General features: G+C 71.9%; 27 protein-coding genes. 12 read left to right on the top strand and 15 right to left on the bottom strand.

All coding sequences use genetic code 11. From position 1 onward, the window contains the following. Positions 1-17: 17 nt before the first annotated feature. A complete protein-coding gene (locus BIV23_RS51110; RefSeq protein ID WP_071381230.1) occupies positions 18-422 on the bottom strand; it encodes a hypothetical protein in 405 nt (134 codons plus the stop codon). 127 nt (positions 423-549) lie between these two features. On the opposite strand from BIV23_RS51110, the gene BIV23_RS14515 reads away from it, so the two are divergent. After that, positions 550-1,185, top strand: a complete 636-nt coding sequence (locus tag BIV23_RS14515) for a uridine kinase family protein (protein ID WP_425443489.1) — start codon at positions 550-552, stop codon at positions 1,183-1,185. Positions 1,186-1,427: 242 nt separating this feature from the next. Here the strand turns inward: BIV23_RS14515 and BIV23_RS14510 are convergent, their stop codons facing one another. Next, positions 1,428-2,162, bottom strand: a complete 735-nt coding sequence (locus BIV23_RS14510) for a SigE family RNA polymerase sigma factor (RefSeq protein ID WP_071381228.1) — start codon at positions 2,160-2,162, stop codon at positions 1,428-1,430. 250 nt (positions 2,163-2,412) lie between these two features. On the opposite strand from BIV23_RS14510, the gene afsQ1 reads away from it, so the two are divergent. The 5 genes from afsQ1 (at position 2,413) to BIV23_RS14485 (ending at position 6,306) form a co-directional block, all read left to right on the top strand. Next, on the top strand, positions 2,413-3,090 hold the full coding sequence (gene afsQ1, locus BIV23_RS14505; RefSeq protein WP_177239893.1) for a two-component system response regulator AfsQ1: 678 nt from the start codon (positions 2,413-2,415) through the stop codon (positions 3,088-3,090). After that, positions 3,087-4,700 (top strand): ATP-binding protein, encoded by a 1,614-nt coding sequence (locus BIV23_RS14500; RefSeq protein ID WP_079173150.1) that lies wholly within the window; start codon positions 3,087-3,089, stop codon positions 4,698-4,700. The genes afsQ1 and BIV23_RS14500 overlap by 4 nt, the downstream gene beginning before the upstream one ends. Beyond that, positions 4,697-5,329, top strand: coding sequence for a hypothetical protein (locus tag BIV23_RS14495; RefSeq protein ID WP_071381226.1), 633 nt, complete (start codon positions 4,697-4,699; stop codon positions 5,327-5,329). The genes BIV23_RS14500 and BIV23_RS14495 overlap by 4 nt, the downstream gene beginning before the upstream one ends. 86 nt (positions 5,330-5,415) lie before the next feature. After that, the gene (locus BIV23_RS14490; protein WP_071381225.1) at positions 5,416-5,994 is read left to right on the top strand and encodes a VanZ family protein; all 579 of its coding nucleotides are present in this window, start codon (positions 5,416-5,418) and stop codon (positions 5,992-5,994) included. A 111-nt stretch (positions 5,995-6,105) separates the two neighbouring features. Next, positions 6,106-6,306, top strand: a complete 201-nt coding sequence (locus BIV23_RS14485; protein WP_071381224.1) for a PspC domain-containing protein — start codon at positions 6,106-6,108, stop codon at positions 6,304-6,306. A 97-nt stretch (positions 6,307-6,403) separates the two neighbouring features. On the opposite strand, the gene BIV23_RS14480 is transcribed toward BIV23_RS14485, so the two are convergent. Continuing rightward, on the bottom strand, positions 6,404-6,748 hold the full coding sequence (locus BIV23_RS14480; RefSeq protein WP_071381223.1) for an ATP-binding protein: 345 nt from the start codon (positions 6,746-6,748) through the stop codon (positions 6,404-6,406). A 150-nt stretch (positions 6,749-6,898) separates the two neighbouring features. After that, the gene (locus tag BIV23_RS14475; protein WP_071381222.1) at positions 6,899-8,062 is read right to left on the bottom strand and encodes an adenosine deaminase; all 1,164 of its coding nucleotides are present in this window, start codon (positions 8,060-8,062) and stop codon (positions 6,899-6,901) included. 145 nt (positions 8,063-8,207) lie between these two features. On the opposite strand from BIV23_RS14475, the gene BIV23_RS14470 reads away from it, so the two are divergent. Next, positions 8,208-8,969: an alpha/beta hydrolase gene (locus BIV23_RS14470; RefSeq protein ID WP_107471164.1), complete on the top strand. Its 762-nt coding sequence runs from the start codon at positions 8,208-8,210 to the stop codon at positions 8,967-8,969. A 5-nt stretch (positions 8,970-8,974) separates the two neighbouring features. On the opposite strand, the gene BIV23_RS14465 is transcribed toward BIV23_RS14470, so the two are convergent. Next, positions 8,975-9,934 (bottom strand): LysR family transcriptional regulator, encoded by a 960-nt coding sequence (locus BIV23_RS14465; protein ID WP_071381220.1) that lies wholly within the window; start codon positions 9,932-9,934, stop codon positions 8,975-8,977. A 63-nt stretch (positions 9,935-9,997) separates the two neighbouring features. Here BIV23_RS14465 and BIV23_RS14460 point away from each other — a divergent pair, with 63 nt between their 5' ends. From BIV23_RS14460 to BIV23_RS14450, 3 genes are all read left to right on the top strand, one after another. After that, complete coding sequence (locus BIV23_RS14460) at positions 9,998-11,308, top strand: MFS transporter (RefSeq protein ID WP_071381219.1); 1,311 nt, start codon at positions 9,998-10,000, stop codon at positions 11,306-11,308. A 128-nt stretch (positions 11,309-11,436) separates the two neighbouring features. Continuing rightward, positions 11,437-12,564: a DNA polymerase III subunit beta gene (gene dnaN / locus BIV23_RS14455; protein ID WP_071381218.1), complete on the top strand. Its 1,128-nt coding sequence runs from the start codon at positions 11,437-11,439 to the stop codon at positions 12,562-12,564. Positions 12,565-12,674: 110 nt separating this feature from the next. Then, entirely contained in the window at positions 12,675-13,688 is a 1,014-nt protein-coding gene (locus BIV23_RS14450) for a sigma-70 family RNA polymerase sigma factor (RefSeq protein ID WP_071381217.1), read from the top strand. Here the strand turns inward: BIV23_RS14450 and BIV23_RS46205 are convergent. The 8 genes from BIV23_RS46205 to BIV23_RS14415 form a co-directional block, all read right to left on the bottom strand. Beyond that, on the bottom strand, positions 13,572-13,958 hold the full coding sequence (locus BIV23_RS46205; RefSeq protein WP_143079081.1) for an STAS domain-containing protein: 387 nt from the start codon (positions 13,956-13,958) through the stop codon (positions 13,572-13,574). The two genes, BIV23_RS14450 and BIV23_RS46205, sit on opposite strands and share 117 nt — an antisense overlap. Positions 13,959-14,024: 66 nt before the next feature. Further along, positions 14,025-15,308: a thymidine phosphorylase gene (locus tag BIV23_RS14445; RefSeq protein ID WP_071381216.1), complete on the bottom strand. Its 1,284-nt coding sequence runs from the start codon at positions 15,306-15,308 to the stop codon at positions 14,025-14,027. Between the two features lie 76 nt (positions 15,309-15,384). Continuing rightward, a complete protein-coding gene (locus BIV23_RS14440; RefSeq protein ID WP_071381215.1) occupies positions 15,385-15,789 on the bottom strand; it encodes a cytidine deaminase in 405 nt (134 codons plus the stop codon). Then, positions 15,786-17,072 (bottom strand): ABC transporter permease, encoded by a 1,287-nt coding sequence (locus BIV23_RS14435; RefSeq protein WP_071381214.1) that lies wholly within the window; start codon positions 17,070-17,072, stop codon positions 15,786-15,788. The genes BIV23_RS14440 and BIV23_RS14435 overlap by 4 nt, the downstream gene beginning before the upstream one ends. After that, on the bottom strand, positions 17,072-18,196 hold the full coding sequence (locus BIV23_RS14430; protein ID WP_071381213.1) for an ABC transporter permease: 1,125 nt from the start codon (positions 18,194-18,196) through the stop codon (positions 17,072-17,074). Before BIV23_RS14430 ends, BIV23_RS14435 begins: the two co-directional genes overlap by 1 nt. Continuing rightward, complete coding sequence (locus BIV23_RS14425) at positions 18,193-19,719, bottom strand: ABC transporter ATP-binding protein (protein ID WP_107471163.1); 1,527 nt, start codon at positions 19,717-19,719, stop codon at positions 18,193-18,195. The genes BIV23_RS14430 and BIV23_RS14425 overlap by 4 nt, the downstream gene beginning before the upstream one ends. Before the next feature lie 231 nt (positions 19,720-19,950). Beyond that, positions 19,951-21,009: a BMP family lipoprotein gene (locus BIV23_RS14420; RefSeq protein WP_071381211.1), complete on the bottom strand. Its 1,059-nt coding sequence runs from the start codon at positions 21,007-21,009 to the stop codon at positions 19,951-19,953. Positions 21,010-21,328: 319 nt separating this feature from the next. Next, the gene (locus BIV23_RS14415) at positions 21,329-22,564 is read right to left on the bottom strand and encodes an amidohydrolase (protein WP_071381210.1); all 1,236 of its coding nucleotides are present in this window, start codon (positions 22,562-22,564) and stop codon (positions 21,329-21,331) included. A gap of 231 nt (positions 22,565-22,795) precedes the next feature. On the opposite strand from BIV23_RS14415, the gene BIV23_RS14410 reads away from it, so the two are divergent. Further along, complete coding sequence (locus tag BIV23_RS14410) at positions 22,796-23,452, top strand: class I SAM-dependent DNA methyltransferase (protein WP_071381209.1); 657 nt, start codon at positions 22,796-22,798, stop codon at positions 23,450-23,452. 106 nt (positions 23,453-23,558) lie between these two features. Then, positions 23,559-24,056 carry a CAP domain-containing protein gene (locus BIV23_RS14405; protein WP_079173148.1) on the top strand — a complete coding sequence of 166 codons (498 nt, stop codon included), beginning with the start codon at positions 23,559-23,561 and terminating at the stop codon, positions 24,054-24,056. A gap of 87 nt (positions 24,057-24,143) precedes the next feature. Here the strand turns inward: BIV23_RS14405 and BIV23_RS14400 are convergent, their stop codons facing one another. Further along, a complete protein-coding gene (locus tag BIV23_RS14400) occupies positions 24,144-25,292 on the bottom strand; it encodes a hypothetical protein (RefSeq protein WP_071381208.1) in 1,149 nt (382 codons plus the stop codon). Positions 25,293-25,351: 59 nt separating this feature from the next. Continuing rightward, complete coding sequence (locus tag BIV23_RS14395) at positions 25,352-26,290, bottom strand: N-acetylneuraminate synthase family protein (protein ID WP_071381207.1); 939 nt, start codon at positions 26,288-26,290, stop codon at positions 25,352-25,354. Positions 26,291-26,292: the final 2 nt, after the last annotated feature.

The following is a 26,292-nucleotide window of genomic DNA, read 5'->3' as shown; positions in this document are numbered from 1 at the left end:
CGCCCTCACGGGCGCATTCAGTTGCCCGGCCCGCCCAGCACCCGGTCCGCCCCCGGCAGGCTGCCGACCGACTCCGCCTCCGCCACCGGCCGCGTCACCATCCGCGTACCGACCGGCTGGAAGTCGGCGATCTGTGTGCCCACGCCGTTGTCCAGGGGATCGACGCCCGTGCCCGCCAGGGGGTTGGGCTTGAGGCCGGCCACCGGGCCCGTGACGTAGGGGACGGTGGCCGTGAGCACCGCGAGCCCCGCCTGGGGGTCGACGTCGCCGAGGGAGGCCGGGCGCGACGGCATCTGCACGAGTGGCGCGGACGACTCCGCGTGCGCCGTGACGGCGCCGGCGCCCAGGGCCGCCCCTGCGGCCGCGAGGGCGATCAGGCCGCGCGGCGCGACGGGGGGTCGGGGGGAGTTCTGTCGGGCCATCGCTGGTGCCACCTTCCGGCGCGCAGGGTAATGGTGTATGTACGCAGGGTAGTTGAGGTGGGAGTCACGCTCAAAAGCCGACCCGCGGGGTCGGCAGGCGGCCCGCCATACGTCAAACTGGTGTTCCGTGAGCATTCATCCTCCCGTCCCCGCCCGTGTCGTGCTGCTGTGCGGCCCCTCGGGCTCGGGCAAGTCACTCGTCGCCGCCCGCTCCGGGCTCCCCGTGCTGCGCCTGGACGACTTCTACAAGGAGGGTGACGACCCGACTCTGCCCCTGGTGCAGGGGAGTTCGGACATCGACTGGGACCATCCGGAGTCCTGGGACGCGGACGTCGCCGTCGAGGCCATCACCCGGCTGTGCGCCACGGGCTCGACACCGGTGCCGGTGTACGACATCGCGCGCAGCGCCCGTACCGGCGAGAACACCCTGCACATCGGCCGTACCCCGCTCTTCATCGCCGAGGGCATCTTCGCGGCGGAGATCGTCGAGCGCTGCCGGGAGCGGGGAGTGCTCGCGGACGCGCTGTGTCTGAGCCGCGGCCCGTTCACCACCTTCCGGCGGCGCTTCCTGCGCGATCTGAAGGAGGGCCGCAAGTCGGTGCCGTTCCTGCTGCGCCGGGGCTGGCGGCTGATGCGCGCGGAGCGGTCGATCGTCGCCCGCCAGGTGTCCCTGGGCGCACACGCCTGCGACCGTGACGAGGCGCTGGGGCGGCTGACCGCTGCCGCGGCGGGGCGGCAGGTACGGCAGCAGACGGCGGCCTGACCGCCGTACAGAGACGCCGCACGGAGACCGTCGTACGGAACCGGGCGTACGGAGCCGTCGTGCAGAGGCAGAAACAAAAAAGCGGGACTGGACAGGCCCCCCAGCCCTCCAGTCCCGCTTCTCGTGCTCCCCCGTGTTTCCCCCGTTTCCCCTCCCTGTTTCCCACGTGGACCCATCCCCCAGTGGTCCCCATGGGGCCCCCGTTGCTCCCCCCTCGGGCCACCCCCCGGTGACCCCGACCTTCAGGCGACCAGTTCGCCGAAGGCGTTCTCCTCGTCACGGCCGAAGCTGAGGACCTCGTCCTCGCGCAGCCGGCGCAGCGAGCGCCAGATGCTGGACTTCACCGTGCCGACACTGATGTTGAGGATGTCCGCGATCTCCGGGTCCGTGCGGCCCTCGTAGTAGCGCAGGACCAGCATGGTGCGCTGGAGTTCGGGCAGCCGGGCCAGCGCCTGCCACAGGACCGCGCGCAGTTCGGTGCCGCGCATCGCGTCCGTGTCGGAGGGCGTCTCCGGCAGTTCCTCGGTCGGGTACTCGTTGAGCTTGCGGCGCCGCCACGCGCTGATGTGCAGGTTGGTCATGGTGCGGCGCAGGTAGCCGCCGACGGCCGCCTTGTCGCTGATCCGGTCCCACGCCCTGTACGTCGAGAACAGCGCGCTCTGGAGCAGGTCCTCGGCCTCGAAACGGTCGCCGGTGAGGTGGTAGGCGGTGGCGTACAGGGAGGCGCGGCGCTCCTGGACGTAGGCCGTGAACTCCGCCTCGCTCAGCGAGCGACGCCGCTCCCCCGAGCCCTCCCCGTGGCCGTCCCCCGTGTGCGCCTCGACCACCGACATGTACGCCGGGTGCTGACGTCCGGTGCCGCGAGCGCACCCCCGCCCGCTCACGGCACCGGACTTCTCGGAACCGGACCGGTGCGTGTGCACGTCGTGCAGACGCGTGACCACTGCGCTGGTGCTCATGCTGTGCAGCGTGTTCATCTCGCGCTCCCCGTCGTGGACGTCCGGTGGTTCGGTCTCGCCGGGCCGGCTTCCGGCTGATCCGGTCGGCCGCCTGGCCCGTGACGAAAACTCTGCCGGGGGCACTTCATGGCCGTGTCCGCCGACTGTCACAGACCTGTCACAGGGGTCCTGCTCAGGGACGTCACAGGAAGTGCACATGTCGTGGCGGTGGGGAAGGGCTGGTGCGGGCAGGTGGGAGGACGGCGGGTCCATGGGCCAGAATGAGCCCGTGGCTTCCCTGTTGCTGATCGAGGACGACGACGCCATCCGTACGGCCCTGGAGCTCTCCCTGACGCGCCAGGGCCACCGGGTGGCGACCGCTGCCAGCGGTGAGGACGGTCTGAAGCTGCTGCGCGAGCAGCGGCCCGACCTGATCGTGCTGGATGTGATGCTGCCCGGGATCGACGGCTTCGAGGTGTGCCGTCGGATCCGGCGCACCGACCAGCTGCCGATCATCCTGCTGACCGCGCGCAGCGACGACATCGACGTGGTGGTCGGGCTGGAGTCCGGCGCCGACGACTATGTCGTCAAGCCCGTGCAGGGCCGGGTGCTGGACGCCCGCATCCGGGCCGTGCTGCGGCGCGGGGAGCGCGAGTCCAGCGACTCGGCGACCTTCGGCAACGTGATCATCGACCGCTCGGCGATGACCGTGACGAAGAACGGCGATGACCTCCAGCTGACCCCGACCGAGCTGCGGCTGCTGCTGGAGCTGAGCCGGCGGCCCGGTCAGGCGCTGTCCCGCCAGCAGCTGCTGCGGCTGGTGTGGGAGCACGACTACCTCGGTGACTCGCGCCTGGTGGACGCCTGTGTGCAGCGGCTGCGCGCCAAGGTCGAGGACGTGCCCTCGTCCCCGACGCTGATCCGTACCGTCCGCGGTGTCGGCTACCGCCTGGACACGCCTCAGTGACGGACAGGCAAGGAGGGCTGCGCGGCTGGACCGCGGGGCGGGCGAGGAGTCTGGCGCGGCTCAGGTTCACCAGTCTGCGGCTGCGGCTGGTCGTCGTCTTCGCGCTGGTGGCCCTGACGGCCGCCGTCTCGGCGTCCGGCATCGCGTACTGGCTGAACCGGGAGGCGGTGCTCACCCGCGCCCAGGACGCGGTGCTGCGCGACTTCCGCCAGGAGATGCAGAACCGCGCGGGCGCGCTGCCGGCGCACCCGTCGCAGGACCAACTCCAGCGCACCGCCGGGCAGATGGCGACCAGCAGCCAGGGCTTCAGCGTGCTGCTGGTCGGCCAGGACGCGAGCGGCAGGACGGTGTACGGCAACTCGGGCGGGATCAACGGCTTCTCGCTGGAGGACGTGCCGAAGACGCTGCGCGCCGCCGTGGACAAGCAGCAGAAGGTGTCGGACGCCAACAAGGAGCCGTACCACCTGTACTGGCAGCGGGTCGTGGCGCACGGCACGCCGTTCCTGGTGGCCGGCACGCGGGTGATCGGCGGCGGCCCGACCGGCTACATGGCGAAGTCCCTGGAGCCGGAGGCCAAGGACCTCAACTCGCTGGCCTGGTCGCTCGGCATCGCCACGGGCCTCGCGCTGATCGGCGCGGCGCTGCTCGCGCAGGCCGCCGCGACGACCGTGCTGAAGCCGGTGCACCGGCTCGGGGTCGCCGCCCGGCGCCTGGGCGAGGGCAGACTGGACACCCGGCTGCGGGTCTCCGGCACCGACGAACTCGCCGATCTCTCCCGGACGTTCAACAACGCGGCCGAGGCGCTGGAGCAGCGGGTCGCGGAGATGGCCGCCCGGGACGAGTCCTCGCGCCGGTTCGTCGCCGACATGAGTCATGAGCTGCGGACGCCGCTGACCGCCATCACCGCCGTCACGGAGGTGCTGGAGGAAGAGCTGGAGTTCGAGTCCGGGAGCATCGATCCGATGATCGAGCCGGCGGTGCGGCTGGTGGTCAGCGAGACGCGGCGCCTGAACGACCTGGTCGAGAACCTGATGGAGGTCACCCGCTTCGACGCGGGCACCGCCCGGCTGGTCCTGGACGACGTCGACGTCGCCGACCAGATCACCGCCTGCATCGACGCCCGCGCCTGGCTGGACGCCGTCGAACTGGACGCGGAACGCGGCATCCACGCCCTGCTGGACCCGCGCCGGCTGGACGTCATCCTCGCCAACCTGATCGGCAACGCGCTCAAGCACGGCGGGTCGCCGGTGCGGGTATCGGTGCGGGCGGCGGACGACGAGGTGGTGATCGCGGTGCGCGACCACGGGCCGGGCATCCCGGAGGACGTCCTGCCCCACGTCTTCGACCGCTTCTACAAGGCGAGCGCCTCGCGGCCGCGGTCCGAGGGCAGCGGACTGGGTCTGTCCATCGCCATGGAGAACGCCCACATCCACGGCGGCGAGATCACCGCCGCCAACTCGCCCGACGGCGGGGCGGTGTTCACCCTGCGGCTGCCACGGGACGTCTCACGGCTGGCGGAGGAGCCGGACGAGGACGGGAAGGCCACCGGCACCGGCGGGAACGACGAGAACGACGAGAGCAGTCCAGGATCGGGAAGGGAGGGGTCATGACCGTACGACGCGCGACCGCGCAGAGCCGGGCCGCACGCCGTCTGCTGGCGCTGCCCCTCCTGGGCCTGGCGCTCTCCGGCTGCGGCATCCGGGCCACGGAGGTGCCGACCGACTTCGGGGCGGCGCCGTCCCGGGTGCCGTGCTCGCTGGCCGGGCCGGACCTGTCCGCACCGTCCTCGCGGGGTGTGCCCGTGCAGGTCTTCCTGCTCTGCGGGGCGTCCCTGGTGACGGTCGACCGGACGGTCGGCGTGCCCGACGGCACCCCGGACGCCCGGCGCCGGGTGATCGTGGCCCAGGGGCTGCTGGACCAGCTGGCGGCCTCGCCCTCCACCGCCGAACGCTCCGCGGGCTACACGACGTACGTCCCGGGCGGCCTGAGCGTGTCGGGCCCCGGCCCGAGGGACCCCGAGGACATGCTCCGTCTGAGCACGCCTCCGGCGCATCTGACGTCGTACGCCCTGGCCCAGGTCGTCTGCACCCTGTCCGACTCGGCGGCGACGGAGGGCGACGGCTCGGTCATCCTGGCCGGCCCGGTCCCCGACGCCCCCCGCCGCTACGCCTGCACGGACGACGTCCGCAACCGCCCGGGAAACGCGCAGCCGCCGTCGAGTGCGGTGCCGGAGAACTAGTTCGGCGAAGTGCGGACCGGCTCCGGCCGGCACGTCGGGGAAACCGATGCGGAACCGATCGTGCCCGGGGCTGCGTCTAGGGGGTCGTGCAGCGTCAAGGCTCCTTCGGCGGCAGCGCCGCGTTCCGCATCAGGGTGACAGGGGGTGTCCTCCTCGTCGCCCACCTCGTTCTCGTCGCCTGGCTGACGCTGCGGCCTCTGGACGTCCCCTGGGTGACACCCCCCAATGTGCATCCCCTGGCCGGCATCCGCGCCGACCTGGCGCTCGGCGGCCGGGAGGCGGCCCGGCGGCTCGGCGAGGGCCTCGCCCTGCTCGCCCCGCTGGGCGTGCTGCTGCCGGCGGTGCACGGCCGGCTGACCGTCTCCCCACTCGCCTCCCTGGTCCGCACGGCCGCGGCGGGCGCCCTGATCTCCCTGGGCATCACGCTGCTGCAGACCGGGGTGCCCGGCCGGGTGGCGGACGTCGACGCGCTGCTGCTGAACACCGCGGGCGTCGTCCTCGCCCACCTGGCCGTCGTGCCGGCGGGCCGCGCCTGGCTGCGCCGCCGTGAGGCGCGGGACGCGCGGGAGGGCGCCGAGTCCGGGGCCCGGCGGCCCGTCACGCTCCAGGAGGAGCTGTCTCAGGGGCGCACCCCGACGATTCCCAGGGTCGGGATCGCCCCGTAGAGCGATGCTTCGCCCCCTTCGTCTCCCTACCGTGGAAGAAGGTCGAGGGACGCCGCCGGGGCGGCCCCGGCCACCGGCCCGGCAGCGGGCCGACGACACGGAGGAGCCGCGATGACCGCCCTTGCCCGCCCCACCCACGGCCGCGTGATCGGCGGCGTGTGCGCCGGACTGGCCCGGCGCTTCGGCACCTCCGCGACGACGATGCGGGTGATCTTCCTGCTCTCCTGCCTGCTCCCGGGCCCGCAGTTCCTGATCTACATAGCCCTGTGGATCCTGCTGCCCTCCGAGGAGAAGTCCCGCACCGCCTGGTAGGCGTACGAACGCCGCTGGGGCGCCCCGGAGTTGTCCTCCGGGGCGCCCCAGCGGCGTGGTGCCGGCCGTCGGCCGGATCACGTCAGGTCGGGCCAGGTCAGCCGACCGGGATGCCGTTCACCGGCAGCCCGTGCGTGGGCAGGCCCGTGCGGGCCGTCGGCAGTCCGCCGAGCAGCCCGGCGGCCGGGACGGCCGGGCCCTTGGCGAGCGCGTCCTGGGCGGCCGGCTGCGCGGCGGCCGCCGCGTTGCCCACGGCGCCCTGCCCGCGGCTCAGCGCCGCGGCGGCGGCACCCGGCAGCGTCTGGGTGACGGAGCCCACGGCCTGCTGGGCCTGGCCCGTTTCCGGGAGGGCCGGGGCCGCGTTGGCCGCGCCCGCGCCGACGGCGGCGAAGGCGGCACCGAGGGCGGCGACACCGAGAGTCTTGGCAGCAGACTGCTTCATCGTGAATGCATCCTTGAATGCGGAGACGGGAGATCGGAATCGATCCCAGCGGTCCTCGACCGTAAACACGCCTCACCGCACGCCGCAAACACCGAAATGCGGACACCCTGTGAAAGCGCGTCCGCATTTCATGCCGAAAACCGGATGCACTCACTCCTCCGAGTGAGCAGAGCCCCTGGTGGAGGCCGTCTGCTGGAACAGCCATTCGGACTTCAGCTCTGCATATCCGGGCTTGACGACGTCATTGATCATCGCAAGTCGTTCATCGAAAGGAATGAACGCGGATTTCATCGCATTGACGGAGAACCACTGGAGGTCGTCGAGCGTGTAACCGAATGCCTCGACGAGATGCTCGAATTCCCGGCTCATGCCGGTGTGCGACATCAGCCGGTTGTCCGTGTTCACCGTGGCCCGGAAGTGCAGCCGGCGCAGCAGCCCGATCGGATGCTCGGCGTACGACGACGCGGCCCCGGTCTGGAGGTTGGAGCTGGGGCACAGCTCCAGCGGGATCCGCTTGTCCCGGACGTACGACGCCAGCCGGCCGAGCCGCACCGAGCCGTCCTCGCGGACCTCGATGTCGTCGATGATCCGCACCCCGTGCCCGAGCCGGTCGGCGCCGCACCACTGGAGCGCCTGCCAGATGGACGGCAGCCCGAAGGCCTCGCCGGCGTGGATGGTGAAGTGGTTGTTCTCGCGCTTGAGGTACTCGAAGGCGTCCAGGTGCCGGGTGGGCGGATGGCCCGCCTCCGCGCCGGCGATGTCGAAGCCGACCACGCCGGAGTCCCGGTACCGGTTGGCGAGTTCGGCGATCTCCAGGGAGCGGGCCGCGTGCCGCATGGCGGTCAGCAGCGCGCCGACCCGGATCCGGCGGCCGTCCTCGCGGGCGAGCCGTTCGCCCTGCCGGAAGCCCTCGTTGACCGCCTCGACGACCTCTTCGAGGGTCAGCCCGCCCTCCAGGTGCTGCTCGGGGGCGTACCGCACCTCGGCGTAGACGACCCCGTCCTCGGCGAGGTCCTCGGCGCACTCCCTGGCGACCCGGATCAGCGCGTCCCGGGTCTGCATCACGCCGACGGTGTGCCGGAACGTCTCCAGATACCGTTCCAGCGAGCCGGAGTCGGCGGCCTCGTGGAACCAGATGCCCAGCTTGTCCGGGTCGGTCTCGGGGAGGTCCGCGTACCCGGTCTCCCGGGCGAGGGCGACGACGGTGCCGGGGCGGAGCCCGCCGTCGAGATGATCGTGCAGCAGAACCTTGGGCGCCCGGCGGATCTGGTCCGGCGTCGGAACGACCCCGATCGGTGCAGTCTGGCTCGTCATTTCCGCACTCTAACGCCTACGCGCGTAGAGGGCCCGGTGAACGCGACGGCTCTTTCACCGCACTTTTCCGGCGCTTTCCCGCCGATACGCAACAGTGACCGCACGTACGGGTTTGGTACACCACCCCTTCTGACACTGTTCTGTCATGGGACAGCAAGCGACTCCGGTCCGAACGGCCGGGCTGGGAAAGGCAGTCGGCCCGGAGCCGACGGCGGTGAGCGGAGCGGTACTGCTGCTCCCCGGCGGGGAGGAGGTGTCCGCCCGCCGGCCGTCCCCCGTGCGGGCGGCGCTCGCGCTGCGCTCGCTGGGCCGCCGGTTCGTGCGCGCGGGGCGGGCCGAGGGGCTGGCCGTGCACGGCGTGCGCTACCGCTACCGGGGCTGGAACGGCAGCGAGGCGCATCCGGCGGCGGACGCGCAGTGGGCCGTCGACGAGGTCGTACGGCGCTACGGGGACGTTCCCGTGTGCCTGGTCGGGGTCGACATGGGCGGCCGCGCGGCGCTGCGGGCGGGCGGTCACGAGGCCGTCAACTCCGTGGTGGCGATGGCCCCTTGGCTCCCGGAGGACGACGTCGCGGCGCCCGCCGAGCCGGTGAAGCAGCTCGTGGGGCGGCGGGTGCTGATCGTGCACGGCACGAACGACCAACGCACCGATCCCGAACTGTCGTTCCGGTACGCGGCGCGCGCGAAGAAGGTGAACCGTCAGGTGTGCCGGTTCGAAGTGCACTCCGACGGCCACGGGTTGACCGGGCACCGGGACGAGGTCGGGTGGCTCGCCGTCGATTTCGTGCTGGGCGCGCTGTACGGACACCACCTGTCCCGGCCCGTCGAGGACGCGCTGGCCGCGCCGCCGCCGATCGGGTTGCGGATGCCGCTGGCGGCGGGGTTCGGCAGGTCGTTGAAGAGGTAGGCCCGTCAGGGCAGCAGGTTGCCCCTCCGGGACAGCAGGAACTGCTTGAAGGCGGCCACCGGCGGGGTGTCCGGGCGGTCGGCCAGCCAGGCCACGCCGATCTCCCGCGCCGCCCTCGGGGCCGTGACGGTCAGTTCCACGACGCCCGGCCTCGGGACCGTCGGCGGGGGCAGGAGGGCGACGCCCAGGCCGGCCGCCACCAGGCCCCGCAGGGTCTCCGCCTCCTCGCCCTCGAAGGCGACCCTCGGGCGGAAGCCCGCCTCGCGGCACAGGGCGTCGGTGATGCGGCGCAGGCCGTAGCCGGGTTCCAGGGTGACGAAGGTTTCCTCGGCGGCCTCGGCCAGCCGGATGCGTCTGCGGCCGGCCAGGGCATGGTCGGCGGGGACGACCAGGCGGAGTTTCTGCTCGTCGAGCCGGCGGGCGACCAGGTCGGGGGCGTCGGGGACCGGGGAGGTCAGGCACAGGTCCAGCTCGCCCGCGCGCAGCCGCTCCAGCATGGCCTCGCCGTAGTTCTGGACCAGGCTGAAGCGGATGCGCGGGTGGTCGGCGCGGAAGGCGTGCAGGAGGCCCGGCACGGTCTCGGCGCCCATGGTGTGCAGAAAGCCGAAGGCGACCTTGCCGGTGGTCGGGTCGGCGTCGGCGCGGACCTCCTCGGCGGCCCGGCCGACCTCGGCGAGGGCGCGTTCGACCGAGGCCAGGAAGGTGCGGCCGGCGGGGGTGAGGGAGACCGTACGGCCGTGCCGGGCGAAGAGGTCGACGCCCAGGTCCCGCTCCAGGCGGACCATGGCGCGGGAGAGGGTGGACTGGGGGACGTTCATCTCGTGCGCCGCCCGGGTCACGTGCTCGGTGCGGGCCACGCCGGCGAAGTAGGCGAGGCGGGGGGCGAGCACCTTCGCCATCTCGTACATGTCTTCTGTGTCACTGTTCGGTGACAGGCGGGCCTGTGAGCTCTGCTGATGCGCCATGGGAACGATTATGGCGATTCCATGCATTGGACGCATGAGGCGGACCGTCCCTACGGTCTAGGCATGTCTCCCGCCAGTACCGGGGCGTCCACCACCGTGGTCGCCACCTCGCCCGTCCCCGTCGCCGACACCTCCGTCGACACCTCCGACCGCGCCGTCGACACCCGGCTGACCCCGGGCGGCCCCGGCTACCGCCGGATGAGCCTCGCCCTCTTCCTCGCCGGTGTCGCGACCTTCGCGCTCCTGTACTCCACGCAGGCCCTGCTGCCCCTGATCTCCGGCGAGTTCGGGGTCGCGGCGAGCGACGCGAGCTGGACGGTGGCGGCCGCGACCGGCGGACTGGCGCTGTTCGTGCTGCCGATGAGCGCCCTGTCGGAGCGCTTCGGCCGCCGCGCGGTGATGACGGGCTCGCTGGCCGTCGCGGTCGCCGTCGGTCTGCTGGTGCCGTTCGCGCCGTCGCTCGGCGTGCTGGTGGCGCTGCGGGCGGTGCAGGGCGCGGCGCTGGCCGGTCTGCCCGCCTCGGCACAGGCCTATCTGGCCGAGGAGGTCCGGCCGAAGGCACTGGTCACGGCGATCGGTCTGTTCGTCGCGGGCAACAGCGTCGGCGGGATGAGCGGCCGGATCATCACCGGCTGGGTGGCCCAGGCGTGGGGCTGGCGGGTCGCCGTCGCGGTGATCGGCGTGATCGCGGTCGGCTGCGCGATCGCCTTCCGGCTGCTGCTGCCGGCCCCGAAGCACTTCACGGCGGGCTCGCTGCGGCCCCGGATCCTGCTCGGCACGGTCCGCGACCACCTCGCCAACCCGCTGCTGCGCCGGCTGTACGCGATCGGCGCGCTGTTCATGACGGTGTTCGGCGGCGTCTACACGGTCATCGGCTACCGCCTGACGGAGGCGCCGTTCGGGCTGCCGCAGGGCATCATCGGCTCGATCTTCCTGGTCTACCTGGTGGGCACGGTGTCCGCGTCGACGGCGGGCCGGCTGGTGGGCCGCCTCGGCCGCCGGGGCGCGCTGTACCTGGCGGGCGGTACGACGACGGCCGGTCTGCTGCTGTCGCTCGCGCCCTCGCTGCCGCTGGTGCTGCTGGGCCTGGTGCTGATCACGGCGGGCTTCTTCGCGGGGCACGCGGTGGCCTCCTCGGCGGTCAGCAAGACGGCCACCCAGGGCCGTGCGCAGGCCTCGGCCCTGTACCAGTCGATGTACTACATCGGCTCCAGTGTCGGCAGCACGGTCGGTGCGACGGCCTTCCACGCGGACGGCTGGGGCGGCACGGTCGCGGTGGGCCTCCTCGCGGTCGTCGGCGTCGTCACGATCACCGTCCTCGGCTCGCGGGCGGCCCGGGTCGCGGCCCGGACGGCGCCCGTCGCCGCACACTGAGTCCCCTCGTACGACGCGTACGGCTCGTACGTCGCTTTCACCGAACCCCCTGCTCAGGGGCGGTTGTCAGTGGGCGCGGATATCGTCCGCCCCCGGTCAACCGGCCCACTGAGCAGGGGGTTTGTCGTATGGAGTTCCGGATCGCGCGCGGGGAGCTGGCCGAGGCGGTCGCCTGGGCGGGGCGGGCGCTGCCCGCGCGGACGACGGTGCCGGTGCTGGGCGGGCTGGTGCTGAGCGCAAAGCCGGGGCGGCTCGCCGTGTCGGGGTCCGACTTCGAGACGGCGGCGCGGGCCGGGGCCGACGCCGAGGTGGCGGTGCCGGGCCGGGTGCTGGTCCTCGGGCGGCGGCTGCTGGACATCTGCCGGGTGCTGCCCGACGGCCCGGTGAGCTGCGCGCTGGAGGGCAACCGGTTCACGGTGGAGGCGGGCGGCACGCGCTTCGGGCTGTCGACACTGCCGTACGAGGAGTACCCGGCGCCGCCGGCGGCGCCCGCGCCGTACGGCGAGGTGGACGCGGCCGCGTTCGCCACGGCCGTCGGCCAGGTGGCGGTGGCGGCGGGCCGCGACGACACCCTGCCGGTGCTCACCGGGGTCCAACTGCGCCTCGAGGGCGGGGAGATGACGCTGTCGGCGTCCGACCGGTACCGGTACGCGGTGCGCGGGCTGCCCTGGCGGCCGGCCGGCGCGGACGCGGAGGCCGTGGAGGTGCTGCTGCCCGCGCGGCGGCTGCTGGAGGTGGCGCGGGCGCTGGGGAAGTGCGGCACGCTGCGGATCCTGCTGGACCCGGCCACGGCGCGGAGCACGGCGGCCGTCGGTTTCGAGGGCGGGGACACGCGCGCGGTGCTGCGGCGGCTGGAGGGGCGGCTGCCGGGGTACGGGGCGCTGTTCGAGGTGGCGGGGGCGGCCGTGGCCGAGGCGGAGTGCGCGGCGCTGGCGGAGGCGGTGCGCCGGGTGGCCGTGGTGGCGGACGGGAACAGTCCGGTGCGGCTGGACTTCTCGGCCGCCGAGGGCTCGCTTCTGGTGCGTGCGGGATACGGGGACGACGTTGCGGCGCAGCGCCTGCCGGTCACCCTGAGCGGAGCGGACGAGGTGACGGTGGCCTTCAACCCGTCGTACCTGCTCGACGCGCTCAACTCCTTCGAGGGCCCCGGGCTGCGGCTGGAGATGCTGGGGGCGGGCCAGCGGGTGCTGCTCGGCGCGGTCGGGCCGCAGTCCGCGCACCGTCATCTGCTCATGTCCGTGAAGCAACTGGTCTGAGCTGGGCTTATTCGGACTCCGGGGGCCATTGTCAGTGGGCTGCGGTAGCTTCCGGAGTGCTGGGGCGCGATGGCGCGCGAACAGGGACGGCCACAGGGGGTGGGGGGACGATGGGTGACAGCACGGCGACGGCGGACCTGGACGTCGCACTGGAGAAGCACCGGACCGAGCTGACCGGATACTGCTACCGCATGCTCGGCTCCTCCTTCGAGGCCGAGGACGCGGTGCAGGACACCCTGGTGCGGGCCTGGCGGAGCTACGAGAAGTTCGAGGGCCGCTCCTCCCTGCGCTCGTGGCTGTACCGGATCGCGACGAACGTGTGCCTGGACATGCTGACGGCGGGCAACAAGCGGGCGAGGCCGATGGACCTGACGGAGTCGACCCCACTGGCGCGGGCGGCGCTCTCCCCCCGCCCGGAGAACACCTGGCTGGAGCCGATGCCGGACGCGCGGGTGCTGCCGCAGGTGCAGGACCCGGCGGAGGCGGCCGTCGCCAAGGAGTCCATCCGGCTCGCGTTCATGGCGGCGCTGCAGCAACTGCCGCCCAAGCAGCGGGCGGTGCTCATCCTGCGCGAGGTGCTGGCCTGGAAGGCGAGCGAGGTCGCCGAGCTGCTGGGCACCTCGGTCGCCTCGGTCAACAGCGCGCTCCAGCGGGCCCGGGCGACACTCGCGGAGCGCGCCGACGGCGGCCCCGAGGGCGCGGTGTCCGACCCGCTGGACGAGGAGCAGCAAAAACTCCTGGAGCGGTACGTCAAGGCCTTCGAGGGCTACGACATGGCGGCGCTCACGGCGCTGCTCCACGAGGACGCCGTCATGACGATGCCGCCGTTCGACCTGTGGCTGCGCGGTACGGCGGACATCACCGGCTTCATGACCACCCTCGGCGCCTCCTGCGCGGGCTCGCGGCTGCGGCCGGTCATGGCCAACGGTCTGCCGGGCTTCGCGCACTACAAGCCGGACGAGGAGAAGGGCGGGTTCAGCCCCTGGGCGGTGCAGATCCTGGAGATCTCAGAGGGCCGGATCACCGGTTTCCACTGCTTCCTCGACACCCAGCGCTGGTTCCCCCTCTTCGGCCTGCCCCTCCACCTGGAAGCGGAGTCCGACGAGGTCGAGAAGGGCGAGTAGCGAGGGGGCGGGATCCCGCAGCCGTATCCGCCCGCCGGCCCGGCGGGCGGTCAACTCCAGCCGCGCCAGCAGATCGACGGCACCGAGCCCCGAGGCCCCGAGCCCGCCCACGTCGCACACGACCACCCGCGCACCGGCCGCCGCCAGCAGCGCCCGCAGGTCGTCACAGAACCCCGGCACCTGATCACGGCTGACGGCGCCGGACAACACGAGCACGGCGGGTGTCTTGTCATTCACGACGGGTAGACCGCCGGGGCGGTCGCAACTCATCGCGCACGCCGAAGGGGACCGGCGCAGGTCCACCGATCCCCTTCACCCGAACGGGAAATCCCCTGGTCAGGCGATCCGCTCCAGCACCACCGGCGACGCCGTGAAGTCCGTGCCGGCCGGGGCGATGTCGTACGAGCCCTCCACGGCCTCCAGCGCGTAGGCGAAGCGCTCGGGGGTGTCCGTGTGGAGGGTCAGCAGGGGCTGGCCCTCCTGGATCTTGGCGCCCGGCTTGGCGTGCATCTCGACGCCCGCCGCCGCCTGCACCGGGTCCTCCTTGCGGGCACGGCCGGCGCCGAGGCGCCAGGCGGCGATGCCGATGTCGTAGGCGTCGAGGCGGGTCAGGACGCCCGAGGACGGTGCCCTGACGACGTGCTGTTCCTTCGACGTGGGCAGCGGGGCGTCCGGGTCGCCGCCCTGGGCCGCGATCATGCGGCGCCAGACGTCCATCGCCGAGCCGTCGGCCAGGGCCTTCGCCGGGTCGGCGTCCTTGACGCCGGCCGCGTCGAGCATCTCGCGGGCCAGGGCCAGCGTCAGTTCCACGACGTCCGCCGGGCCGCCGCCCGCCAGGACCTCGACCGACTCGCGGACCTCCAGGGCGTTGCCCGCCGTCAGGCCCAGCGGGGTCGACATGTCCGTCAGGAGGGCGACCGTCCGCACACCGTGGTCGGTGCCGAGGCCGACCATCGTCGAGGCCAGTTCGCGGGCGTCCGCGAGCGTCTTCATGAAGGCGCCCGAGCCCACCTTCACGTCCAGGACCAGCGAGCCCGTGCCCTCGGCGATCTTCTTCGACATGATGGAGGACGCGATCAGCGGAATCGCCTCCACCGTGCCGGTGACGTCGCGCAGTGCGTAGAGCTTCTTGTCCGCCGGGGCCAGGCCGTCGCCCGCCGCGCAGATGACCGCGCCCACGCCGTCCAGCACGGACAGCATCTCCTCGTTCGAGAGCAGCGCGCGCCAGCCCGGGATCGACTCCAGCTTGTCCAGGGTGCCGCCCGTGTGGCCGAGGCCGCGGCCGGAGAGCTGCGGGACCGCCGCGCCGCAGGCCGCGACCAGCGGGGCCAGCGGGAGCGTGATCTTGTCGCCGACGCCGCCCGTGGAGTGCTTGTCCGCCGTCGGGCGGGACAGCGACGAGAAGTCCATGCGCTCGCCCGACGCGATCATCGCCGCCGTCCAGCGGGCGATCTCGCGGCGGTTCATGCCGTTGAGCAGGATCGCCATCGCCAGCGAGGACATCTGCTCGTCGGCGACCTCGCCCCGCGTGTACGCGTCGATGACCCAGTCGATCTGCTCGTCGGTCAGCTCGCCCCGGTCCCGCTTGGTGCGGATGACGGAGATGGCGTCCATGGCCATGGCGTTCCCTTCGGAAGAAGTGCGAAGTGTGCGGCCCCCCTGCGCGGATGCGGATCAGGGGGGCCGTACACCGGAGTTACTTGGTGAGATGGGCCGGGCCGAAGGCCTGGGGCAGCATCTCGGAGAGGGGCAGGACGCCCTCCGGGGTGTCCAGGAGCAGGTCCGGCCCGCCGAACTCGTAGAGGAGCTGGCGGCAGCGGCCGCAGGGGACCAGCAGGGCCCCCTCGCCGTCCACGCAGGTGAAGTGCGTCAGCCGGCCGCCGCCCGAGCGCTGGAGGTCCGAGACCAGACCGCACTCGGCGCACAGGCTGAGCCCGTACGAGGCGTTCTCCACGTTGCAGCCGGTGACCGTGCGGCCGTCGTCGACCCGGCCCGCCACGCCGACCGGGTAGCCGGAGTAGGGGGCGTACGCGTGGGACATCGCCTCGCGCGCCACCGCCCGCAGCGCCTCCCAGTCGAACCCGGCGGCTGCGCCCGTCACTTGCCCTGGCCCTTCCGGTAGCGCATGCCGTCCGCCTTCGGCATCCGCAGGCGCTGTGCCGACAGGGACAGCACCAGCAGCGTGACGACGTACGGGGTGGCGCCCACGAAGTCGCTCGGGACCGTGTCGGTGAGCAGGTACCAGACCAGGATCACCGCGGCCACGGCGAGGCTGATCACGCCCTGGAGCATCGCCTTGCGGTACAGCTTCCAGGCGGCCAGGGCCACGAGCAGGACCACCAGCAGGAGCAGCAGCGCGTGGACGGTCGTACCGCCGTTGCGCAGCTGGAGCGCGTCGGAGTAGCCGAACAGGCCGGCGCCCATCGCCAGGCCGCCCGGACGCCAGTTGCCGAAGATCATCGCCGCGAGGCCGATGTAGCCGCGGCCGCCGGTCTGGCCCTCGAGGTAGGTGTGCGAGGTGACCAGGGCGAGGAAGGCGCCGCCGAGGCCGGCGAGGCCGCCGGAGACGGCGACGGCCGCGTACTTGTACGAGTACACGTTGACGCCGAGCGACTCCGCGGCGGTCGGGTTCTCACCGCAGGAGCGCAGCCGCAGGCCGAACGGGGTGCGCCACAGCAGCCACCAGGTGCCGGCGAACAGCAGCGCGGCCAGGACCGTGACGACGGACAGGTGAGTGACCAGCCCGCCGAGGATGCCGGCGAGGTCGGAGATCAGGAACCAGTGGTGGTTCTCCAGCGACTGCAGGCTGTCGGAGAGGCCGGGCACGGTGACGTCGGGCAGCGCGGCCACCGGCGGGGACTGCTTGGGGTTGCCGCCCGCGTTGGCCGCCGCGCCGCCGGCGAAGAACAGCTTGGCGAGGTACTGGGTGGCGCCGAGCGCGAGCAGGTTGATCGCGACACCGGAGACGATGTGGTCGACGCCGAAGGTGACGGTGGCGACGGCGTGCAGCAGGCCGCCGAGGACACCGAAGGCGATGCCCATCAGCAGGCCGAGCCAGGGGTTGGTCTGCCAGCCGATCCAGCCGGCCCCGAAGGTGCCGAGGATCATCATGCCTTCGAGGCCGATGTTGACCACACCGGCCCGCTCGGACCACAGACCGGCCAGACCGGCGAGGCCGATCGGCACGGCGAGGCCGAGGGCGGCGCTGACCTGCCCGGCGGAGTCGAGGTCCTGTGAGCCGGTGATCACCCGGACCGCGGCGAGGAGGAGCAGCGCACCCGCGACGAGCAGGAGGATCTGGCCCCAGGAGCGGCCCGAGCGCTGCGGCGCACCCGCCGCCTTGGGCGCCGCCGGCGGCGGCGTGTCGGTCATCGTGGCAGTCATCACGCCACCTCCTGCTTCTTCGTCGCGGCGGCCTGAGCGGCGAGTTCCGCGCCGACCTTCTGCTGCTGGCGTTTGAGGCCGTAGCGGCGTACGACCTCGTAGGCGATCACGACGCACAGGACGATGACGCCCTGGATGACGCCGAGGATCTCCTTGTCGTAGCCCTGGAACTCCAAGTGGTTGGTGGTGCGCTCCAGGAAGCCCCACAGCAGGGCGCCGAGCGCGATACCGATCGGGTTGTTGCGGCCGAGCAGCGCGATGGCGATGCCGGTGAAGCCGATGCCCGTCGGGAAGTCGCTGCTGAACTGGTAGCTGTCGTTGAGCAGGGTCGGCATGCCGATCAGACCGGCCACCGCACCCGAGATGACCATGCTGGTGGCGACCATCTTCTTCACCGACACACCGCTCGCGGCGGCCGCGCTCTCGGACTGGCCGACGGTGCGCAGGTCGTAGCCGAAGCGGGTACGGCCGAGCACGAACCAGTACGCGACGCCGACAGCGGCGGCAAGGAAGATGAAGCCCCACAGCTCGCCGGACGGGCCGGTGTCGATGCTGAAGAAGTGCGAGCCCGACGGCAGCGGCTTGGTGGCGACGACGGTGTTGCCCTGCTGGAGCTGGGCGAGCTTTCCGGGCTGGAGCAGGTAGGCGATGATCGCGGTGGCGATCGAGTTCAGCATGATCGTCGAGATGACCTCGCTGACGCCGCGGGTCACCTTGAGGATGCCGGCGATGGCCGCCCACAGGGCGCCGGTCGCCATGGCGCAGATCAGGATCAGCGGGATGGCCAGCCAGCCGGGCACGGTCAGCGCGCCACCGAGGACGGCGGCGAAGAACGCGGCGAGCCGGTACTGGCCGTCGACACCGATGTTGAACAGGTTCATCCGGAAGCCGATGGCCACCGAGACGCCCGCGAGGTAGTACGTGGTCGCCTTGTTGAGGATGTAGACCTGGCTGTCGCTGGCGAAGCCGTAGGTCAGCATGTCGTTGAAGGCGGGACCGGGGTTCTTGCCGGTCGAGAGGATCACCAGGGCGGTGACGACGAGCGCGGCGACGACCGCCAGCAGCGGCGCGGCGATGCCGAGGAGCAGCCGCTCCTTGTCGATCCGTGAGATCAGCTTGTTCATCGCTCGTCGTCCTCTGTGTGCTCCAGGTGGCCGGAGGCCGCACCCGTCATGGCGGAGCCCAGCTCCTCGGGGGTGATCGTGGCGGGGTCGGCGTCGGCGACCAGGCGGCCGCGGTACATCACCCGCAGGGTGTCGGAGAGCCCGATCAGCTCGTCCAGGTCCGCGGAGATCAGCAGCACGGCCAGGCCCTCGCGGCGGGCCTCGCGGATGTAGTCCCAGATGGCGGCCTGGGCGCCGACGTCCACACCGCGGGTGGGGTGGGCGGCGATGAGCAGCTTGGGGTCGTGGCTCATCTCGCGGCCGACGATCAGCTTCTGCTGGTTTCCGCCGGACAGCGAGGCCGCGGTGACGTCGATACCGGGGGTGCGGACGTCGTACGACTCCACGATCCGCTGGGTGTCGGCGCGGGCGGCCTTGATGTCGATGAGTCCGCCCTTGGAGTTGGGCTTCTCGGTGACGTGGCCGAGGATGCGGTTCTCCCAGAGCGGTGCTTCCAGGAGCAGGCCGTGGCGGTGGCGGTCCTCGGGGATGTAGCCGATGCCGGCCTCGCGGCGGCGGCGGGTGGGGGCGTGCGAGATGTCGGCGTCGTCGAGGGTGACCACGCCCGCGTCGGGGTCGCGCATGCCCATGATCGCCTCGACCAGCTCGGACTGGCCGTTGCCCTCCACACCGGCGATGCCGAGGACCTCGCCCTTGTGGATGGTGAAGGAGACCTGGTCGAGGACGATGCGCTCGATGCCGTCGAGGTCGGTCTGCGCCAGGTGCAGGCCGTCGACGGTGAGCATCGGGACGTCCGTGACGGTGGACTCCGTGGTCTCCGGGGTGGGCAGCTCGCTGCCGACCATCAGCTCGGCGAGCTGCTTGGGGGTGGTCCTGGACGGCTCGGCCGTGCCGACCGTCGTACCGCGCCGGATGACGGTGATCTCGTCGGCGACGGAGAGCACCTCGCCCAGCTTGTGGGAGATGAAGATGACGGTGAGGCCCTCGGCCTTGAGCTCGCGCAGGTTGTCGAAGAGCGCGTCGACCTCCTGCGGCACGAGGACGGCGGTGGGCTCGTCGAGGATGAGGGTCTTGGCGCCGCGGTAGAGGACCTTGAGGATCTCCACGCGCTGGCGGTCGGCGACGCCGAGCTCCTCGACGAGGACGTCCGGACGGACGTTCAGGCCGTACGCGTCGGAGATCTCCTTGATCTTGGCGCGGGCCCTGCCGCCGATGCCGTACAGCTTCTCCGCGCCGAGGGCGACGTTCTCCAGCACGGTGAGGTTGTCGGCGAGCATGAAGTGCTGGTGCACCATGCCGATGCCGCGGGCGATGGCGTCGCCGGGGTTGTGCAGGACGACCTGCTCCCCGTTGACCGTGATGGTGCCCTCGTCCGGCTGCTGCATGCCGTAGAGGATCTTCATCAGGGTGGACTTGCCGGCGCCGTTCTCACCGCACAGGGCATGGACGGTGCCCGTGCGGACGGTGATGTCGATGTCCTTGTTGGCGACGACGCCGGGGAAACGCTTGGTGATGCCGCGCAGTTCGACGGCAGCGGGAGGGCTGGACGCGTTGATGGCGCACTCTCCTCGGGGAAAGGGGCTGCGTAGGGGAGGGCAGGCGTCGGCGACGCTAGCGCGGCAACTCGACGCTACACGCGTAGAGTTGACACATTGTTATGGCTCGGCGAGGGGTCGTGGGGACGACACTCCCTCACCGAGCCGAGTCCGGCGATCCGGCCGGATCCTCAGTGGGAACCGGCCGGATCCGTCAGGTCACGGGGTGGTCTTGACCTTGATCTGACCGGCGATGATCTTCTGCTTCGCGGCGTCCAGCTTGGGCTGGATGTCGCTGATGAAACCGCCGCTCGTGGCGAGCGAGACGCCGCCCTTGGCCAGCGAGTAGACGTTGTTGCCGGTCAGCGGCTTGCCGTCCTTGACGGACTTGATGAAGTCGTAGACACCGACGTCGACGTTCTTGACCATCGAGGTCAGGATCGCGCTCTTGTACTGGGCCAGACCCGGGATGTTGTACTGGTCGGAGTCCACACCGATGGCCCAGGCACCCTTGGCGCCGTGGACGGCCTCGATCGCGCCGTTGCCGGAGGAGCCGGCGGCCGTGTAGATGACGTCGGCGCCGTTGTCGAGCATGCCCTGCGCGGCCTGCTGGCCCTTGTCGGGGCTGGAGAAGCCGGAGTAGTCCTGGCCGTGGGACAGGTACTGGACGTCGACCTTCACCTTCGGGTTGGTGTCGTGCACGCCCTGGGTGTAGCCCGCCTCGAACTTCTTGATCAGCGGGTTGTCGACACCGCCGACAAAGCCGACGTGGTCCTTCTTGGTCTTCAGCGCGGCGGCGACACCGGCCAGGTAGGAGCCCTGCTCCTCGGTGAACGTGATGCTGTTGACGTTCGTGCCGGTCACGACCGAGTCGACGATGCCGAAGTTGGTCTTCGGGTACTTAGGGGCGATCTTGGTCACGGCGGAGGCGTAGGAGAAGCCGACGGCGACGATCGGGTTGTAGCCCGCGTCCGCCAGGTCCTGCAGGCGCTGCTCGCGGTCGGCCTCGGTGTCCGAGGTCTTCGCGGTCAGTTCCTTGATGGAACCGCCGAACTCCTTCTCGGCCTTGTCGGCACCGCGCGCGGCGGAGTCGTTGAAGGAACGGTCGCCACGGCCGCCGACGTCGTAGGCGAGACCGATCTTGATACCGCCCTTGGCACCGCCCGAGGAGGAGGAGCTGGCGTTGTTGTCGGAGGAGGTGCTGCCACACGCGGTGGCAGTCACGGCGAGTGCCGCGGTCGCGAGACACGCAGCGGAAAGCTTGGCTACCCGGCGCACGGGAGGCTCCTTCACCTGACCTGAGCGCCGTGTCGGCGCTTGATGGGAGCACCTTGCCGGTGCTCCAGCCGGGACGCCCCGTCGGCGTCGGCTTCGCGGCATCGTAACGCGCGTAGATGTCGCAAAAAACCCCCTCTCGAAGCCGTTATCGATTCGAGGCAAACAGCGTCTGAACTCACCCTCTTCGCCCTTGATCGGAGGTGTCGCGGTGCGTGCACGAATGGCTTACGGAGATGTTGCGCCGGTCGGTCGAATAAGTAAGAACACGTAAGAAGGAGCCCCGAAGAGGCCCCTTCTTCCTCATTCCTCCTGCCCTGGCTCAGACCTCGGTGCCGTTCGCGTCCAGGAAGGCGGCGGCGGTGAACATCTCCACGCCGACCGTGATCGCGTGCTCGTCGGCGTCGAAATCGCCCTGGTGCAGGTCGCGGACCGTGCGCTCGCCGGGGCGCCGGACGCCGAGCCGGGCCATGGCGCCCGGGACGTGCTCCAGGTACCAGGAGAAGTCCTCGCCGCCGAGGCTCTGCTCGGTGGACTCCACGGACTCCCGGCCCCGGCGCGCGGACATCGCCCGGCGCAGCAGCTCCGCGGACTCCTTGTCGTTGACGACCGGCGGCACCCCGCGCACGTAGGTGATCTCGGACTTGGCCCGGTGCATGGTCGCGACCTCGTCGATGGCCGCGTGGATGATGTCGGGCGCCTCCCGCCAGGCCTCCAGGTCCAGGCAGCGCACGGTGCCGGACAGCTCGGCGTGCTGCGGGATGACGTTCGGCGCGTGTCCCGACTCGATCCGGCCCCAGGTCAGCGCCAGCCCGACCCGGGTGTCGACCCGGCGGGCGACCAGCGCGGGCACGTCGACGGCGACGCGGGCGGCGGCGGTGACGAGGTCGGTGGTCAGATGCGGCCGGGCGGTGTGCCCGCCGGGGCCGTCGAGCGCGATCTCCACCCGGTCGCACGCGCTGGTGATCGGCCCGTGCCGCAGCCCGACCCGCCCGGCGTCGACGCGCGGGTCGCAGTGCACGGCGAGGATCCGGCTCACGCCCGCCAGCACACCGTCCTCGATCGCGTCCATGGCGCCGCCCGGCATCACCTCCTCGGCGGCCTGGAAGATCAGCCGCACGGGCCGGGGCAGCAGGCCCTTGCCGTGCAGTTCGGCGAGGACGAGCCCGGTCCCGAGCACGACGGTCGTGTGCACGTCGTGTCCACAGGCGTGCGCCCGGTCGGGCACCGTGGAGCGGTAGGGGCAGTCGGCCTTCGTGTCCGGGATGGGCAGGGCGTCGATGTCCGCGCGCAGGGCGAGCAGCGGTACGGCCGTCCGCTCCCCCTCGGTGAGCCCGATGTCGCACACGAGTCCCGTTCCCTTGCTGAGCACGCGGGGCTTCAGCCCCGCCTGCTCCAGCCGCTCCTTGATCGCGGCTGTCGTACGGAACTCCTGGTTGCCCAGCTCGGGATGCATGTGCAAGTCGCGGCGGAAGGCGACGAGTTCGGCGTGCAGGGCTTCGCTCAGCGCGCCGGGGAGCACATCCCCCGCGAGGCCGGCCTCGGACTCTAGGGACATCAATTGCTTCACCCTCTGAAGGGTAGGACGCCCGGGCGGTCAACTGCCCCTCGATCAACAAAAGTTCAGCCCGTTAGGGGAGAAAATCTGACCAGCGGACGCATGGCGGCGGACTCTGACGGGTAAAACCACTGTTTCTCCTTCCACGGATACCATGCCTCACTACAGTCCTGCTCGGCCTGTCCAGGAGCCGGACCGGAGCAGCGCCGCCACCCGATAGGGTCCGGACACGTGACCGACGCGGCGGAGACGTTCCTCCATCCCACCCGGACCTCGTACGACGCGATCGCCAAGGACTACGCGGCCCGGTACCCGACCGGGCTCACGCACCCCCTGGACCGCACCCTGCTCACGGCCTTCGCCGAACTGGTCACGGCGAACGGCCCGGACCCGGTCGCGGACCTGGGCAGCGGCCCCGGCGGGGTCACCGCGCTGCTGCACACCCTCGGGGTCCCGGTCTTCGGCGTGGACCTCTCCCCCGCCATGGTGGCCCTGGCCCGCGAAACCCACCCCGGCCTGCGCTTCCATGTGGGTTCGATGACCGCCCTGGACCTCCCGGACGCCACCCTGGGCGGCATCCTCGCCCTCTACTCCACGATCCACGTCCCCGACGAGCACCTGCCGGCCGCCTTCGCCGAATTCCACCGCACCCTGCGCCCCGGCGGCCACGCCCTGCTCGCCTTCCAGACCGGCCACGAGCCCGGCCGTCTCCACCTCCCGGAGCGCTTCGGCCACGAGATCGACCTCGACTACTACTGGCGTACGCCGGAGCAGGTCGCCGCGCTGCTGACGACGGCCGGGCTGGAGCCGGTCGCGACGGTACGGCGGGAACCGTCCGGGCAGGAGCGCCGGGCGCGGGCGTTCGTGCTGGTGGGAAAGGCCGGCTGAGCGCGCCGGTTACCGGCGGTATGCGCTTCGGGCGCCGCCTGGTGGGCCTGTGCGCGGCGACGCGAGAATCACCCTGAGTGACCGACCGCTGCGAGGGGGCTGGACCATGGGCGTTCTCTCACGAGCTGCCGCCGGGGCGACGGCCGCACTCGTGACCGTGCTCCTGGCGTTCCTGTCCTGCGCGCCGCCGGCCTGGGCCGGGCCGGCGGCGCCCTCGTCCCCGGCCTGGGGCGACGACGTGGTGTCCGCGCTGAACCGGCTCCGCGCCGAGGCGGGGTGCGCCGCCGTACGGCCACGGGTCTCGCTGCGCCGGGCCGCCCGGGCGCACACCTCCGACATGGCGGCCCACCGGCACCTGACCCACACCGGAACGGACGGCAGCGCCCCGCAGGACCGGATGCGGACCGCCGGCTACCGCCCCGTCGCCACCGGCGAGACCATCGAGGTCGGCCCGGCCGACGCGGGCGCGGCCGTCGCCGCGTGGATGGCCGGCCCGCCGCACCGCGCCATCCTCCTGACCTGCCGGTACACCGACGCCGGCACCGGTGTGGCGGACGGTCCCGACGGCACCTGGTGGACCCTGGTCCCGGCCTCGCACGGCTGACGCCCACCGTCGGACGACAACGTCCGGACGAGGAAGCGGAGTTGGGTGTGTGTCGCCGACGGCGGTGCGGGCGGACCGCGAGAGCGTCTAGGCCAGCCCCACCGCCTGCAGCCGGTGCACGTCGCGGGCCGTTCCCGTGACGCCCGACAGGAAGCCCTGGGCACGGGGGGAGGCGGTTTCCGTCAGCCAGGCCGGGTCGATGTCGCAGACGGCCACCTTCACGCCCGTGCCCACCAGCGCGAGCGGCAGGGTGTGGACGACCGTCGAGGGGAAGCTGAGGATCGTGCGGCCGATCGGGCCGCGGCGGGCGATCAGTTCGAGGGGGAGGTCAGGGCGGACGATCTCCAGGCCCGTCTCGGTCGCCAGGCGGTGGAGTTTGTCCGTGCTCTCGCGGCGGTGGGCGAAGTAGCGCGTCGCGCCGTGGGTCCTGGAGAGGGTGCGGACCGCTTCCACGTAGTGGTCGGCGTCCACCACGCCCGTCTCCACCAGTGACGTGCCGACCATGTCGGCGCCCTTGGTGATGCGCGGCGGGCCGAAGCGGGCGCGGGTCCATGAGAAGTCGTTGGCCGTGACGGTCACGCCCTCGGGCGTCTCCGTCACCGGCATCGAGGAGAAGACCTCCACCCGGCGCTTCGCGCTCGGCGTGAGCCGGCGGCGGGCCGCGGCGGAGACCGGGGCGAAGAGCAGGTCGCGCGGGCCGCGGCGGCCGCCCTTGCGGTGCCAGCGGACCAGGCGTTCGCCGCGGGCGAGTTGGGCCACGAACTCCATCGTGGCCGTGCCGTCGTCCACCACGACCAGGTCGTGGGCCTTGGTGATCGTCAGCAGCAGTTGGACGTAGCGGGAGAACGGGTCTCCCATCACGATCCGGTCGGCCCGGCGGAGCGCGCCCGCCAGGCCGCCGATCGTCGAGAAGGGCGCGGCCGTACCGCCGCGCGCCTCCTCCCAGCGCACCGTGTGCCCCTCGTCCCGGGCCAGCTCCGCCATGCGGCGCAGCTGGCCCCGGGTCATCGGGTCCGTCGGCGACAGCACGACGAGGGTGAGTTCCGCGCCGGCCGGTGAGAGGTCACCGGCCATCGTCCGCCGCACCTGCGCGGGCACGGACGGCAGCGGGTCCGGGGCCGCGCCCTGCAGTCCGTGCAGGTGTGCCCACTCCAGTACGTTCAGCAGCTGGACCGGGCTCTCCACGAAGGCGAGCGTGCGGGGAGGATGGCCGGGCTGACCGGCGCGGGGGCTCATCGGCGTACGACCGTCCCGTCGTAGGACACGTAAGGGGCTCAACAGGCCGGGGTCAGGGGTCAGACCGTGACCGGCTCGCCCGCCGCCGCGGCGATCTCCGCCTCCGCGACGACACCGGCGACACGGCGCAGCTTCTTCATCGGGCCCAGCTCGGAGTCGTAGACCTTCTTGACGCCGTCGCCGAGGGAGGCCTCGATGGTGCGGATGTCGCGGACGAGGCGCGTGAGGCCCTGCGGCTCGACGGAGGCGGCCTGGTCGGAGCCCCACATCGCGCGGTCGAGGGTGATGTGGCGCTCGACGAAGGCGGCACCGAGGGCGACCGCGGCGAGGGTGGTCTGCAGGCCCGTCTCGTGGCCGGAGTAGCCGATCGGGACGTTCGGGTACTCCTTCTCCAGCGTGTTGATCACGCGGAGGTTCAGCTCGTCGGCCTTCGCCGGGTAGGTCGAAGTGGCGTGGCACATCAGGATGTTGTCGCTGCCGAGGACCTCGACCGCGTGGCGGATCTGCTTCGGGGTCGACATGCCGGTGGAGAGGATGACGGCGCGGCCGGTGGCGCGCAGCGCCTTCAGCAGCTCGTCGTCGGTGAGCGAGGCGGAGGCCACCTTGTGGGCGGGGACGTCGAACTTCTCCAGGAAGGCGACGGCCTCGGTGTCCCACGGGGAGGCGAACCAGGCGATGCCCTTCTCCTTGCAGTACGCGTCGATCTGGCGGTACTCGTCCTCGCCGAACTCCACGCGGTGGCGGTAGTCGATGTAGGTCATCCGGCCCCAGGGGGTGTCGCGCTCGATGTCCCACTGGTCGCGCGGGGTGCAGATCTCCGGGGTGCGCTTCTGGAACTTGACCGCGTCGCAGCCGGCCTCGGCGGCCACGTCGATCAGCTTGAAGGCGTTCTCCAGCTCACCGTTGTGGTTGATGCCGATCTCGCCGCAGATGTAGACGGGCTTGCCGGGGCCGACCTCGCGCGAACCGAACGAACGCAGACGGGAGTTGGTGCTCATGG

The sequence above is a fragment of the Streptomyces monashensis genome, assembly GCF_001866665.1.
Classification (GTDB): Bacteria; Actinomycetota; Actinomycetes; order Streptomycetales; family Streptomycetaceae; genus Streptomyces; species Streptomyces monashensis.
This window is presented reverse-complemented; position numbering and strand designations above follow the sequence as displayed.